The 12867-nt window shown below is 69.7% G+C and carries 13 protein-coding genes and 1 pseudogene; 8 read left to right on the top strand and 6 right to left on the bottom strand.

Going from position 1 to position 12867, the window contains the following annotated elements:
- Positions 1-673 (bottom strand): annotated as a pseudogene (locus tag Q0112_RS06200) (hypothetical protein); the annotation flags it as partial.
- A 139-nt stretch (positions 674-812) separates the two neighbouring features.
- On the opposite strand from Q0112_RS06200, the gene Q0112_RS06195 reads away from it, so the two are divergent.
- Positions 813-998 (top strand): zinc-finger domain-containing protein, encoded by a 186-nt coding sequence (locus Q0112_RS06195; RefSeq protein ID WP_297972801.1) that lies wholly within the window; start codon positions 813-815, stop codon positions 996-998.
- A complete protein-coding gene (polA, locus tag Q0112_RS06190; protein ID WP_297972798.1) occupies positions 998-3808 on the top strand; it encodes a DNA polymerase I in 2811 nt (936 codons plus the stop codon). Before Q0112_RS06195 ends, polA begins: the two co-directional genes overlap by 1 nt.
- A gap of 148 nt (positions 3809-3956) precedes the next feature.
- On the opposite strand, the gene Q0112_RS06185 is transcribed toward polA, so the two are convergent.
- From Q0112_RS06185 to Q0112_RS06175, 3 genes are all read right to left on the bottom strand, one after another.
- Positions 3957-4412, bottom strand: coding sequence for a helix-turn-helix transcriptional regulator (locus tag Q0112_RS06185; RefSeq protein ID WP_297972796.1), 456 nt, complete (start codon positions 4410-4412; stop codon positions 3957-3959).
- Between the two features lie 120 nt (positions 4413-4532).
- Entirely contained in the window at positions 4533-5138 is a 606-nt protein-coding gene (locus tag Q0112_RS06180) for an acyl-homoserine-lactone synthase (protein WP_297972793.1), read from the bottom strand.
- Between the two features lie 117 nt (positions 5139-5255).
- Entirely contained in the window at positions 5256-5840 is a 585-nt protein-coding gene (locus tag Q0112_RS06175) for a LuxR C-terminal-related transcriptional regulator (RefSeq protein ID WP_297972790.1), read from the bottom strand.
- Between the two features lie 146 nt (positions 5841-5986).
- On the opposite strand from Q0112_RS06175, the gene Q0112_RS06170 reads away from it, so the two are divergent.
- A complete protein-coding gene (locus Q0112_RS06170) occupies positions 5987-6469 on the top strand; it encodes an autoinducer binding domain-containing protein (RefSeq protein WP_297972788.1) in 483 nt (160 codons plus the stop codon).
- 7 nt (positions 6470-6476) lie between these two features.
- Here Q0112_RS06170 and Q0112_RS06165 read toward each other — a convergent pair whose 3' ends face one another.
- Positions 6477-7247 carry a GH25 family lysozyme gene (locus Q0112_RS06165; RefSeq protein ID WP_297972785.1) on the bottom strand — a complete coding sequence of 257 codons (771 nt, stop codon included), beginning with the start codon at positions 7245-7247 and terminating at the stop codon, positions 6477-6479.
- 160 nt (positions 7248-7407) lie between these two features.
- Here Q0112_RS06165 and Q0112_RS06160 point away from each other — a divergent pair, with 160 nt between their 5' ends.
- The 3 genes from Q0112_RS06160 to Q0112_RS06150 are packed head-to-tail and all read left to right on the top strand — an operon-like array spanning position 7408 to position 10479.
- On the top strand, positions 7408-8463 hold the full coding sequence (locus Q0112_RS06160; protein ID WP_297972783.1) for a sugar phosphate isomerase/epimerase: 1056 nt from the start codon (positions 7408-7410) through the stop codon (positions 8461-8463).
- Between the two features lie 5 nt (positions 8464-8468).
- Positions 8469-9308, top strand: coding sequence for a sugar phosphate isomerase/epimerase (locus Q0112_RS06155; protein WP_297972780.1), 840 nt, complete (start codon positions 8469-8471; stop codon positions 9306-9308).
- Between the two features lie 16 nt (positions 9309-9324).
- Positions 9325-10479, top strand: coding sequence for a Gfo/Idh/MocA family oxidoreductase (locus tag Q0112_RS06150; RefSeq protein ID WP_297972777.1), 1155 nt, complete (start codon positions 9325-9327; stop codon positions 10477-10479).
- Here the strand turns inward: Q0112_RS06150 and Q0112_RS06145 are convergent.
- Complete coding sequence (locus tag Q0112_RS06145) at positions 10469-11542, bottom strand: LacI family DNA-binding transcriptional regulator (protein ID WP_297972773.1); 1074 nt, start codon at positions 11540-11542, stop codon at positions 10469-10471. The two genes, Q0112_RS06150 and Q0112_RS06145, sit on opposite strands and share 11 nt — an antisense overlap.
- 387 nt (positions 11543-11929) lie before the next feature.
- On the opposite strand from Q0112_RS06145, the gene Q0112_RS06140 reads away from it, so the two are divergent.
- Both Q0112_RS06140 and Q0112_RS06135 read left to right on the top strand, forming a co-directional pair.
- The gene (locus Q0112_RS06140) at positions 11930-12334 is read left to right on the top strand and encodes a hypothetical protein (RefSeq protein ID WP_297972770.1); all 405 of its coding nucleotides are present in this window, start codon (positions 11930-11932) and stop codon (positions 12332-12334) included.
- Between the two features lie 152 nt (positions 12335-12486).
- On the top strand, positions 12487-12726 hold the full coding sequence (locus tag Q0112_RS06135) for a DUF2188 domain-containing protein (RefSeq protein WP_297972768.1): 240 nt from the start codon (positions 12487-12489) through the stop codon (positions 12724-12726).
- Positions 12727-12867 lie beyond the last annotated feature (141 nt).

The raw sequence follows: 12867 nt of genomic DNA, 5'->3' as shown, positions 1-12867 counted from the left end.
AGGCGAGCGGCTCGGCCGCCGCCACGATGAGCGGCCGCGTGCCGCCCCCGATCGCCTGCCGCACCGCCTGGTCGACGGTACGGGCATAACGGGTGAGCAGCGCATGCTCGCTCGACTCCTCGGCGCCCCGCCCGAAGCCGGTGCGCTCGCCGTGGCTGCGCCGGCCGAGCGCGCTCGCCATGTCGCGCGGCAGGTCGGGCACCTTCACCTCCTGCGCCGGCAGGTCGGCGCTCACCTCGACGAGCCGCACCCCGCCCATGCCGAGCGCCAGCACCCAGGCGTTCTGCGGGAAGGTGACGGCGCGGACGAGCGGCTTGAGGTGGAAGCGGTCGGAGACCTCGACCGTGCTGGTCAGCCGGTTGGGCAGGCGGAAGGTGCGGATCCGCTCCGGGGTGACGAAGAGGGCGAGGCTGTAGGCCTGCACCGTCCAGAAGTCGTCGTCCTCGATCACCGCCTCGACCGCCTCGGCGATCGCCTGGACGGCGCGCTTCGGCGTGTCGCCCGCCTCCATCTCGGCCACCGCGGCCTTCAGCAGGTTCTTGAGCTCGATGCGGTCCGCCTGCGCCTCCTGGCTCCGCGGCGTCGTGGCGACGTAGATCGAGACCGCCGGCGCGCCGCGGTGGGCGAGCAGCGTGTCGAGGTCGGCGCGGGTCGGCAGGTCGATGTAGAGCATGGGTCCCTCCTTGTCGTCCCCGACCTATGGCCTGCCGCGGCGATTTGCCAGAGGCGCGGCGCAATGGATCACGCCGGCTTGCCCCCCGGGCGGCATGCGGGCTAATCAGGGGCGCAGCCCGTCAACGGAGTCGGTCCCGATGCCCGCGCCAGAACCGGAAGTCGTCGAAGTGACCTCGAGCCCCGTCGCCTGCGACGGCAGCGGCGGCGCCGGCGGGCATCCGCGGGTGTGGCTGCGGATCGACCCGAAGAAGGGCTGGGTCGAGTGCGGCTACTGCGACCGCCGCTACGTGCTGAAGCCGGGCGCCGCCCCCTCGGGCCATTGATGGCGGAGTTCGGCAAGGGCAGCCACCTGCACCTGATCGACGGCTCGGGCTTCATCTTCCGCGCCTACCACGCGCTGCCGCCGCTGACCCGCAAGTCCGACGGCCTGCCGATCGGGGCGGTGGCGGGCTTCTCCAACATGGTCTGGAAGATGCTGCAGGAGACCAAGGGGGCGGACGCGCCGACCCATGTCGCCGTCATCTTCGACAAGTCCGAGGTGACCTTCCGCAACGCGCTCTTCCCCGACTACAAGCAGAACCGCCCGCCGGCGCCCGACGACCTGGTGCCGCAGTTCCGGCTGATCCGCGATGCGACCCGCGCCTTCAATCTGCCCTGCATCGAGATGGCGGGCTTCGAGGCGGACGACATCATCGCGACCTATGCCACGCAGGCGGTGGCAGCCGGGGGTCGGGTCACCATCATCTCCGCCGACAAGGACCTGATGCAGCTGGTCGCCCCCGGCATCGTCATGTTCGACACGCTGAAGAACAAGCCGATCGGCCGGGACGAGGTCCTCGAGAAGTTCGGCGTCGGTCCGGAGCGGGTGATCGACGTGCAGGCGCTGGCCGGCGATTCCATCGACAACGTGCCGGGGGCGCCGGGCATCGGCGTCAAGACGGCCGCCCAGCTGATCGGCGAGTTCGGCGATCTCGAGACGCTGCTGGCCCGGGCGGGGGAGATCAGGCAGCCGAAGCGGCGCGAGGTGCTGATCGAGCATGCCGACCGCATCCGCATCTCGCGCGATCTGGTGACGCTCCGCCGCGACGTGCCGCTCGAGGAGCCGCTCGAGGCGCTCGAGGTGCGCGATCCCGACCCGGAGGCGCTGCTGCCCTGGCTCGCCGAGATGGAGTTCCGCGGCCTCTCGAACCGGGTGGCGGCGAAGCTCGGGGTGGCGCCGCCGGTGATCGAGCCGGTGGCCGAGGCGCGGCAGGGGCCCGCCACCGCCGCCGCGCACGAGCCGGAGCCGGTCGCCCCGATCGATACGGCGAAATACGTCCTCTTGCGCGATGCGGAGGCGCTGGCCGCCTTCGCCGCGAGGATCGCCAACCGCGGGGCGGTGGCGATCGAGATCGGGACCTCCGTCGCCGACGAGATGCGCTCGACGCTGGTCGGCATGGCACTCGCCATCGGGCCGGGCGAGGCGGCCTATCTGCCCGTCGCCCACGTGCAGGGCCAGGGCGGGCTCTTCGACGAGCCGGTCGAGGGCCAGGTGCCGCTTGAAGCGGCGCTCGCTGTCCTGAAGCCGGTGCTGGAGGACGCCGCCGTCCTGAAGATCGGCCAGAATGTGAAGGCGACGGTGAAGCTCTTCGGCCGGCTCGGGGTCCGGCTCGCGCCGATCGAGGATACCATGCTCCTCTCCTACGCGCTGCACGCCGGGCTGCACGGGCACGGGATCGACTATCTCGCCGACGCCTACCTCAACCATCAGCCGGTCCAGCTCAAGGCGCTGACCGGCGGCGGCAAGTCGGCGCGGACCTTCGCCCAGCTCTCGCCGGAGGAGGCGGCCCGCTACGCCGGCGAGCAGGCGGAGGTCGCCTGGCGGCTGCGCGAGACGCTGCGGCCGCGGCTGCCCTTCGCGCGGGTGACGCGGGTCTACGAGACCATGGAGCGGCCGCTGGTGCCGGTCCTCGGCGAGATGGAGCGGCACGGGATCCGGGTCGACCGGCAGGCGCTGTCGCGGCTCTCGGGCGATTTCGCCCAGCGCATGGCGGCGCTCGAGGAGGAGATCTACGGGCTCGCCGGCCAGCGCTTCAACCTCGGCAGCCCGAAGCAGCTCGGGGAGGTGCTCTTCGACAGCATGGGGCTGGCCGGCGGGCGGAAGGGCAAGACCGGGGCCTATACGACCGGCGCCGACGTGCTGGAGGAGCTGGCCGCCCAGGGGCACGACCTGCCGGCGCGGATGCTCGACTGGCGGATGCTCTCGAAGCTGAAGTCGACCTATACCGACACGCTGCAGGACGCGATCAATCCCGAGACGGGGCGGGTGCATACCTCCTACCTGATCGCCGGGGCGGCGACCGGGCGGCTCGCCTCGACCGAGCCGAACCTGCAGAACATCCCCGTGCGGACCGAGGAGGGGCGGCGGATCCGCGAGGCCTTCGTGGCGGAGCCGGGAAACGTGCTGGTCAGCCTCGACTATTCCCAGATCGAGCTCCGGATCCTCGCGCATATCGCCGGAATCGACACACTGAAGCAGGCGTTCCACGACGGGATCGACATTCACGCGCTGACCGCCTCGCAGATGTTCGGCGTCCCGGTCGAGGGGATGCCGGCGACGATCCGCCGGCAGGCGAAGGCGATCAACTTCGGCGTGATCTACGGCATCTCGGCCTTCGGCCTCGCCAACAACCTGCGCATCCCGCGCGCCGATGCCCAGCGGTTCATCGATACCTACTTCGTGCGCTTCCCCGGCATCCGCGAATACATGGACCGCACCGTGGCCTTCGCCAAGGAGCACGGCCATGTGGAAACCCTCTTCGGCCGGCGGATCCACACCCCGGAGATCAACGCCCGCGGGCCGCACGCCGGCTTCGCCAGTCGTGCGGCGATCAATGCGCCGATCCAGGGGTCGGCGGCCGACATCATCCGCCGCGCCATGGTCCGCGTGCCCGAGGCAACGCGCGGGCTGCCGGCGCGGATGCTGCTGCAGGTGCACGACGAGCTGCTCTTCGAGGTGGAGGAGAGCGCGGTGGATGCCGTGATCGACGCCGTGCGGCGGGTGATGGAGGCGGCGGCGATGCCGGCCGTCGCGCTCGACGTGCCGCTGGTCGTGGACGCGGGGCACGGGGCGACCTGGGCGGCGGCTCACTGACCCGGGGCGTGGTTCCCGTCCTGCCCCCGCATCAAGGCACGGCTACGTCCCAGGGCTGACGAAGGCGCATGGCGCTCCCGGCGGCGCGCCTCGATCCCCTTCCCCGGCGGCCCCCCGGTGTCCCCTCTGGCCGCCGGGGCTCCCAACCTCAGCGCAATCGGGTGTCGTTCGCCACGCCGTTGTCGCGGCGCGGCGCACGCGGCGCGCTGCGCGAGGGCGGCGGCGACGCCTCCGGGCCGGCCGCGGCCAGCGAGCAGACGAGCGCGACGACCGACCGGCGCGTGTCCGGGTCGCTGATCGACCGGAAGGCGTCGGTGAGCGCCGCCAGCTCGGAGCTGCGCTCGCCGGAGAGCTGGCTGCGCTCCCCCGGAGCTTCCCCGCTCTCGCCGAGGCCCTCGAAGAAATACTGCACTGGCACATCGAGGAACTCGGCGATCTTGAACAGACGGCCGGCTCCGATGCGGTTGGTCCCCTTCTCGTACTTCTGCACCTGGCTGAAGGTCAGGCCGAGGTGGCGCCCGAGCGTCCCCTGGCTGATCCCGAGCGTCTCGCGCAAGTGCCTTGTCCGCTGCCCGACGTGCACGTCAACTTCGTTCGCCGACATAACCTTCATTTCTTTTTCTGGCTGGCTGTTCCACCCCTCGTTGTCCTAGCCGGGATCCGCGCGAAAGCGGAGCTCTACAATTGTAGCTGTCCAAAAGTACAGGTTCGGCCCCATTGACGGCTATTCCGCGGCGATCTGGTAGGCCGACATGGCGGGCATGTGCAGCACGGCATACTCGCGGCCGTCGTCGCCGTTGCGATACGGCTTGCCGATGCGGCTGGCGGCGAAGCCGAGCTGCCGCAGGGCACGCACGAGCGCCGGACGGGTCAGCGTCACGAGCTCGATGCCGCCGTTGCGGTTGGCGATGTCGATCAGCCCCTCCACGATCAGCATAAGACAGTTCGCACGATCGCTTTGCGAGTTGAGCAGGTCGGAGACGACGAGCCGCGTACATTCCCAGACCTCCTTCGAGGCGTACTCCTCGGGAATCACCTCGGCGGGAATCGCTTCGATGTCGCCGCGCAGGGCGTCGCGGAGCATGTAGGTATGGCGCCCCCAGGTCGACGTCGTCGGCATGATTCGCGCGCCGCCCACCACGCGCCCGTTGCGCAGTACGAGCGAGTAATGGGCGCAGGGGTTGTCGTACTGGTCCATTTCCACGTCGTCGTTGTGCGGAATGTCCCAGTTGAGCTCGTCGACGAAGAAGCGCTTCCGCAGTCGCAGATACTCGTGAAAGGCCGACCCGTGGCGGTGCTGGCCAAGGAAATCGAACGTGATGGTATGCATGAGTCACTCTCCGAGGTGGAGAGCGGAGCGTATTCCGGCGAGCGGCTGCTTGTTAATACTCGTTATACGACAGGGCTTGCAAGCACTGCTCCGGTCGCGAACACGCCAAGTAAAAAGTCAGATCATGCCCAGCATTGTCGCCGTTGCGGCAGCCTGCGGCCCGGTCTTGGCGTTCAACTTCAGGCGGGCATTCTTCAGGCGCTGCTTAATAGCACTTTCGGATATCCCAAGAAGAGATGCAATCTCTTTCATGAGGAGGCCATTCTTGACCAAGCTCAGGGTTTCCAGTTCTGCCGCCGTTAGCTTGGTCGGCCGCGCATATGCCTGATGGGCATTGATGAGCGATGCGTGCAGAATCTCCAGCTCGCCTTCCTCATACTCGCGATCGGAGCGGAAGAAGAAGCCGAACGTGCGCTGGCCGCCGCTGCAGCTGTCGAGGTAGCTCGAGACGGCGCCGAAGTTCAGCCCGTAGTTCTTCGCCAGCTCGAGGACGCCCTGCGCATCCTCGATCCCGAGCGTGCTGCAGCGCGTGACGCCGGAATTCCGGTAGACCCAGGCCATGGCGGGGTCGTGGACGATGAAGCCGCTCGCCCCGTATTCGCGTATCCACCCCGCCGGCAGGTGGTTGTGTTCGACCATCGGGAAGGCGAACCCGACGCGGATGGCGACATAGAAGCCCGCCGGCGCGAGCCTGTCGAGCATGTCCGGATCTATCAACCGATTCATTTGTGGCTCGACGTACCGCTAAAACAGTCTTCCATGGAGGTTGCCCAGCACATACCTTGCGTTTGGCGTCGAGGTTATGGTGGTTGTCGTGATTCGCGCAACCGTTGTGCGGATAAACAAAAGTGAGCCGGAAAGAGAGCATCGCCGCGCTTCTCCATGAGCTCGACCAGCGGAGCCCCGCCGGCTTCGCGATCGCCCTGCACGTCCGCTTCACCCGCCCGACCTATCTCTTCCAGACCTACGCCAAGCCCTGGATGGAGCACTATTCGGAGGCCGGGCTCGTCATGCACGACCCGGTGGTGCGCTGGGGCCTGCAGAACGTCGGCCGGCTGCGCTGGAGCGATCTCGCCTCGATCGACGAGGCAGGCGTCTTCGAGCAGGCGAAGGACTACGGGCTCATGAACGGCGCGGGGATCGCGCTCGTCCTCTCGGAGTCCCGGACCATTGCCGCCTTCGCTCGCGCGGATCGCGATTATACCGACGAGGAGCTGGAGGAACTCGAGAGCCTGCTGGCGCGGCTGCACCAGGCGACGCTCGGGATCGAGCGGCTGAGCGCGCGCGACCAGCGGGCGCTCACCGAACTCTCGATCACCCTCACGCACTGAGGGCAGCTCAGCCGCTTGCCCAGGTCGCCCACTGCGAGCGGTTGCCGCCGAAGACGTTGATGTCGGTCAGCCCGTCGATCCCCTCCACGAGGCCGGTGCCGGTATACTGCCAGAAGGCCCACCGCTGGTCGGGATAGACGTCGGACGGGTGCCCCGCCACCGAGCGCAGCCAGAAGTGGAAGCCCTCGATCCGGCCGAGGTCGTTGTCGCGGTAGAAGTCGACCGTGGTGTAGATGACCGGGCGCTTGCCGTAGTAGACGTTGAGCGCCTGCAGGAAGAGGAGCGCCTCGCGCCGCACCGTGGCCGGATCCGGGCGGAAGGGGCAGTTCTTCGACTTGTGGTTCCATTCGAGGTCGAGGACGGGCGGCAGCGCCCCCGGCTCGCGCGGGACGTGGTTGATGAACCAGGCGGCCTGCTCCGCCGCCGGACGGCAGAAGTAGTAATAGTGGTAGGCGCCGCGCGGCATGCCGGCGGCGCGGGCGGCGGCCCAGTTCTGCTGGAAGCGGTCGTCGGTGTGATCGCCGCCCTCGGTCGCCTTGATGAAGGCGAAGTCGATGCCGGAGGCGCGGACGCGGTGCCAGTCGATGTCGCCCTGGTACTTGGAGACGTCGATGCCGTGCACCGGGTACTGCCAGGGGCGGATGCCGGCCCAGTCGTACGGGTCGGCATCGCCGAAGCGCGGCATCCCGGCGATGGATCGGCTCGCCTCGGGGAGGTCGCGACTGCCGCCGCAGGATGCGAGAAGACACGCTATAAGGACGATCGCAAGAGATCGCATGATTACTGCCCTCGATGACTTGCCTTTTTTCGGAGACTATAGCCGAGCGCCGGGCGTTCGTCATCAGGCTCGTGCACGCACGAGTGGTGCCGAAGCCCGGGGCTTGCGCCGCGCCTCCCGCTGGCCGACAAGAGGGCAAAACCGTCAGGGAGGACGATTCATGAAGACCATCAAGGGCCCCGCGCTCTTCCTCGGCCAGTTCGCCGGCGACGCCGCCCCGTTCAACTCGTGGGACGCGATCACCCGCTGGGCGGCGGACTGCGGCTATGTCGGCGTGCAGGTGCCGACCTGGGCCGGGCAGCTCATCGACCTCGGGAAGGCCGCCGCGAGCCAGGACTATTGCGACGAGTTCAAGGGCGTCGCCAAGGCGAACGGCATCGAGGTGACCGAGCTCTCCACCCATCTGCAGGGGCAGCTCGTCGCCGTGCATCCGGCCTACGACGAGATGTTCGACGGCTTCGCGGCGCCGGAGGTGCGCGGCAACCCGAAGGCGCGCCAGGCTTGGGCGGTCGAGCAGGTGCGTATGGCGCTCCAGGCCTCGAAGCGCATGGGCCTCGGCGCGATGGCGACCTTCTCCGGCGCGCTCGCCTGGCCCTTCGTCTACCCCTGGCCGCAGCGGCCGGCGGGGCTGATCGAGACCGCCTTCGACGAGCTGGCCCGGCGCTGGACGCCGCTTCTCGACGCGGCCGAGGAGAACGGCGTCGACATCTGCTACGAGATCCATCCGGGCGAGGACCTCTTCGACGGGACGACCTACGAGATGTTCCTCGACCGGGTGAACGGGCACGCGCGGGCGAACATGCTCTACGACCCGTCGCACTACGTGCTGCAGGGGCTCGACTATCTCGACAACATCGACATCTACCACGAGCGGATCCGCATGTTCCACGTCAAGGACGCGGAGCTGAACCCGACCGGCCGGCAGGGAGTCTATTCCGGCTATGCGAGCTGGGTCGACCGCGCCGGGCGCTTCCGCTCGCTCGGCGACGGGCAGGTCGACTTCGGCGCGGTCTTCTCGAAGCTCACCGCCCACGACTTCGACGGATGGGCCGTGGTCGAGTGGGAATGCGCGCTCAAGCATCCCGAGGATGGCGCGCGCGAGGGATCGGAGTTCGTCCGCCACCACATCATCCGCGTGACCGAGAAGGCCTTCGACGACTTCGCCGCCGGCGGCACCGACGAGGCGGCGAACCGGCGCATCCTCGGCCTGGGCTGAAGCGGATGAAGGCCGGCTTCTGCATGCTGCTCTGGACGACGCACGTCACCGGGCAGCACCTCCCGCTCCTCGCGGGCATCAAGGCCGCGGGCTACGACGGCATCGAGGTGCCGGTGTTCGAGGGCGAGCCTGAGCATTTCGCCTGGCTCCGCGGTCGGCTCGCCGACGAGGGGCTGGCAGCCACGGCCGTCGGCATCATGCCCGATGCCGCCCACAACCCGATCTCGCCCGACGCCGCCGAGCGCAAGGCGGGGCAGGCGCATCTCGGCTGGCTCATCGACTGTGCCGAGGCGCTCGGGGCGGAGGTCCTCTGCGGCCCCTTCCACCAGCCGCTCGGGCAGTTCTCCGGCCGGGGGCCGACGCAGGAGGAGCTCGACCGGCTCGTCGCGGCGCACCAGGCGATGGCCGACCGCGCGCCGGGGCTCACGCTGGCGATCGAGCCGCTCAACCGGTTCGAATGCTACGTGCTCACCACCAACGCCCAGGCGGCGGCGCATGTGGCGCGGGTTGCGCGGCCGAACTTCGGCTATCTCTACGACACCTTCCACTCCAATATCGAGGAAAGCGATCCGACGGGCTCGATCGGCGAGACGATCGGGGCGATCGCGCATGTCCATATCTCCGAGAACCATCGCGGCGCGCCCGGCAGCGGGCATATCGACCATGCCGCCGCGATCCGCGCCGCGCGGGATGCGGGCTACGACGGCTGGTTCACCGTCGAGGCCTTCGGGCAGGCGCTGCCCGATCTCGCCGCGGCGACGCGGGTGTGGCGGCCGCTCTTCGGGAGCGAGGACGAGGTGGTGAGGGCCGGCGCGCGGGTGATCCGCGCGGGCTGGGCGAGCTGACGAGGGGAGAGACTGGATGACCGAGACGAAACCCGCCCGCATCCGTCTGGGCATGGTCGGCGGCGGCAAGGATGCCTTCATCGGCGCGGTGCACCGGATCGCCGCACGGATCGACGACGACTACGAGCTGGTGGCCGGCGCGCTCAGCTCCACGCCGGAGAAGGCGCGCGCCTCGGGGGCGATGATCGGCCTGCCCGCGGATCGCACCTACGACGACTACGTCACCATGGCCAAGCGCGAGGCGCGGCGGAAGAACGGCATCGAGGCGGTGGCGATCGTCACCCCCAACCACATGCATGCGCCGGTGGCGCGCGAGTTCCTGAAGCGCGGCATCCACGTCATCTGCGACAAGCCGCTCACCGCGACGCTGGCCGAGGCGAAGCGGCTGCAGAAGGCGGCGGCCGATTCCGGCACGCTCTTCGTCCTCACCCACAATTACACCGCCTATCCGATGATCCGGCAGGCGCGCGCGATGGTGGCGGACGGCAGGCTCGGCAAGATCCGCGTGGTGCAGGTGGAATATGCCCAGGACTGGCTGGCGACGCCGGTGGAGGCGACCGGCTCCAAGCAGGCCGGCTGGCGCACCGACCCGGCGCAGTCGGGTGCCGGCGGGGCCACCGGCGACATCGGCACGCACGCCTTCAACATCGCGGGCTTCGTCACCGGCCTGAGGCTCGAGTCGCTCGCGGCCGACCTGCAGCATTTCGTCCCCGGGCGGAAGCTCGACGACAATGCCAACGTGCTGCTGCGCTACGAGGGCGGCGCGCGCGGCATGCTCTGGTGCAGCCAGGTCGCGACCGGCAACGAGAACGCGCTGCGGCTGCGCGTCTACGGCGAGACGGGCGGGCTCGAGTGGGAGCAGGAGGAGCCGAACCGGCTCTGGTACACGCCGCTCGGCCAGCCGAAGCAGCTCCTGACCCGGGGCGGGGCGGGGGCCGACGCCAATGCGGCGCGGGTGAGCCGCACGCCCGGCGGCCATCCGGAGGGCTATCTCGAGGGCTTCGCAAACATCTATGCCGAGGCCGCCCGCGCCATCCGCGCCCGGCGCGCGCACGAGCCGGTGCCGGCGGAGGTGCTCTATCCGACGCTGGAGGACGGGGTCGCCGGCGTCGCCTTCGTCGAGGCCTGCGTGAGGTCCTCCGCCCGCAACGGCGCCTGGGTCACGCTCTAGCGCGGCGCTCCGCCGCGGGCCGGCGCGCCGGCCCGTGGCTCGGCGGGCGCTGCGGCTCGAGGCAGGGCCCGTGGCTCGCCGCCGGCTTGAAGGCGAGCGGAACGAGCCGCGATCGCGGCCTGACCGCGCTGTCGGAGAGCAGCCCGGTCAGGGTCTCGGCCAGCGCGACCCCGACGGCATCGAGGTCGGCGCTGAAGTGGGACAGCGCCGGCACCAGCGCGCGCGTGTCGATCGCCGGGAAGGTGCAGATCAGCGAGACGTCCCTGCCGATCGCGAGCCCGAGACGGCCGAGATCCGCATAGAGCGTGCCGGCGATGCACTCGTGCGTGGCGAGGATGGCGGTCGGGACGAGCGGCCCGGCGAAACGGGCGAGACCCGCGGCGGTCAGCCGGCCGTCGCGCGTCGGCAGCAGCTCGACCGCCGTCTCGGCCAGGCCCAGGCGCTGCGTCTCGGCGCGGAACGCCTCGACCGTGATGCTCTCGTAGTTGAGCGCCGGATCGCCCAGTGCGACGGCGAGCCGGCGGTGGCCATCGGCCACGAACAGGCGCGCCGCCTGGCGGGCCATCGTCTCGAAATCGAAATCGACGAACGGATAGTCCTCGATCCCGCCCGACCGGCCGAAGGCGACGAAATCCACGCCGCGGGCCTTGAGGTAGGCGAGGCGCGGATCGGCCGTGGTGGTCTGGCTGACGATCACCGCATCGGCGATGCGCCGCTGCACCGTGCGCTGCAGATTCTCGAGCGGATCCTCGTCCGGCCCGCGGAACAGCACGATCAGGTCGAGCGCCTGCGCCCGCAGCGTGCGGCGGGCGCCTTCGAGCACGTGAAAGAGGCCGGAATCGGTGGTGGAGGCGAAGGTGCGGGTGGGAATGACCGCGGCGACGATGCCGGTCCTGCCGCTCCGCAGGCTGCGCCCGGACTGGTTCGGCACGTAGCCGGCGCGGATCGCCGCCTCCTTGACCCGGGCGCGTGTCTCGTCGTTGACGTCGGGCCGGTCGTTCAGGGCGCGGCTGACGGTGCCGATCGAGAGGTGCAACTCGTGAGCGAGCTGTCGAATTCCCATGCCGATCCTCCACGACGGCGCCGCGGCCCTCTCTATGCCGATGCCGGGCGCGAACGCAATGCCGCCCTTGCGACAATGCGACGGACCTCTCTGTGACCTGGTTCACAGAAGGCACCGGTTCGGCGCTGCTATGACATCCGTGCCCCGCCACTTCGGCGGAGCACCCGAGAGCCCGGAAGCCATGCACCTGTTTGCCGCAGCCCCCTCCCCCACGATTGCCGGCCCGTCCGGCAATACCCGGAGGCCGGTGCGCGCTCGCCGCACAGATCCTGCTGGCTTCCGCGGCGCCGGATCGTCCGTCCCCGAGGGGGCGCCGCGGCGCACGCACCCGCGCTGCCGGCGTGAGGGAGGGGACGGACGTATCCGCCGGAAACTGGAGGTAAGGCCATGCTCGACGATCAGCCGGTCTCAGCGCCCACGATCCCTCGCATCGAGGTCGAGGACTATATCGAGATGGGGCGGCTCGTCGCGGAGTGGGCGATCGATCCCGCCGGCCGGCCGGCCGACATCGGGGCGCTGAGGGGACAGCTCGCCGGCATCGCGGCGCTGCCGGACCGGCTGCGCTCGATGGAGTTCGTGCAGGGCAGCCTGAAGCACCTGGTCATCCGCCTGCCGGCGAGGCCGCTCGTCGAGGAGGCGCTCGCGCGCATGTCCGACCCGCTGGGCAGCCCGCGCTACCGGATTCCGCAGTTCTACGCCGATCATTGCCGTCCGCGCTTCGGGCCGGTGATGACGCCGCTCGACATGCTGTTCGCGCGGATCGGCGATCAGACCATCGTCCAGTGCCGGTAGCTCATCCGCCACCTGGACTCCGCCGCAAGCCGTTGGTCCGGTTTGCTCCTCCCTGACCGACCTGGGCGGCTGGCGCGACCAGCCGCCCTTTTTCGTTGAGCGGGGCGGCGATCCGCGTCAGCATCGCGGGCGCGAACTGCCGGAGGTGCGTGATGGACAGGGTGAGATATTCCATCGTCGAGCACGATGGCGGCTGGGCCTACCGGGTGGACGGGACCTTCTCGGAGACCTATCCCAGCCGCGAGGCGGCGCATCTCGCCGCGCTGCGGGCCGCCCAGGAGCAGCGGGTGCCTGGGGAGACGGCGACGATCAGCTGGGAGGACGAGCGCGGGCGCTGGCATGCCGAAACCGCCCGCGGCGGCGACCGGCCGGAGGTCGAGATCGACGACTGATGCGGCCTCCGGCGGATCGAATCGGTCTCGAGGGGAATTCCGGTCGTGTTAACAGCGACTTGGGCGGACTGGAATGCGGCCGGAAAGGGGCTGGAAAGCGGCCATACGAATTGCGGCCGTGAGCGGAGGTTGATGCGGGGT

The sequence above is a fragment of the uncultured Amaricoccus sp. genome, assembly GCF_937858865.1.
GTDB lineage: Bacteria > Pseudomonadota > Alphaproteobacteria > Rhodobacterales > Rhodobacteraceae > Amaricoccus.
Note: the sequence above shows the minus strand (reverse complement) of the source record. Positions and strands in the feature narration are given on the sequence as shown.

Bases quoted from the DNA above. Each gene is read 5' to 3' on its own strand.
- Q0112_RS06155 (WP_297972780.1), top strand. From the start codon at position 8,469: ATGAAGGCCGGCTTCTGCATGCTGCTCTGGACGACGCACGTCACCGGG.
- Q0112_RS06180 (WP_297972793.1), bottom strand. From the start codon at position 5,138: ATGCATACCATCACGTTCGATTTCCTTGGCCAGCACCGCCACGGGTCG.
- Q0112_RS06145 (WP_297972773.1), bottom strand. From the start codon at position 11,542: ATGGGAATTCGACAGCTCGCTCACGAGTTGCACCTCTCGATCGGCACC.
- Q0112_RS06135 (WP_297972768.1), top strand. From the start codon at position 12,487: ATGGACAGGGTGAGATATTCCATCGTCGAGCACGATGGCGGCTGGGCC.
- Q0112_RS06160 (WP_297972783.1), top strand. From the start codon at position 7,408: ATGAAGACCATCAAGGGCCCCGCGCTCTTCCTCGGCCAGTTCGCCGGC.
- Q0112_RS06175 (WP_297972790.1), bottom strand. From the start codon at position 5,840: ATGCTCGACAGGCTCGCGCCGGCGGGCTTCTATGTCGCCATCCGCGTC.
- Q0112_RS06195 (WP_297972801.1), top strand. From the start codon at position 813: ATGCCCGCGCCAGAACCGGAAGTCGTCGAAGTGACCTCGAGCCCCGTC.
- polA (WP_297972798.1), top strand. From the start codon at position 998: ATGGCGGAGTTCGGCAAGGGCAGCCACCTGCACCTGATCGACGGCTCG.
- Q0112_RS06185 (WP_297972796.1), bottom strand. From the start codon at position 4,412: ATGTCGGCGAACGAAGTTGACGTGCACGTCGGGCAGCGGACAAGGCAC.
- Q0112_RS06165 (WP_297972785.1), bottom strand. From the start codon at position 7,247: ATGCGATCTCTTGCGATCGTCCTTATAGCGTGTCTTCTCGCATCCTGC.
- Q0112_RS06140 (WP_297972770.1), top strand. From the start codon at position 11,930: ATGCTCGACGATCAGCCGGTCTCAGCGCCCACGATCCCTCGCATCGAG.
- Q0112_RS06150 (WP_297972777.1), top strand. From the start codon at position 9,325: ATGACCGAGACGAAACCCGCCCGCATCCGTCTGGGCATGGTCGGCGGC.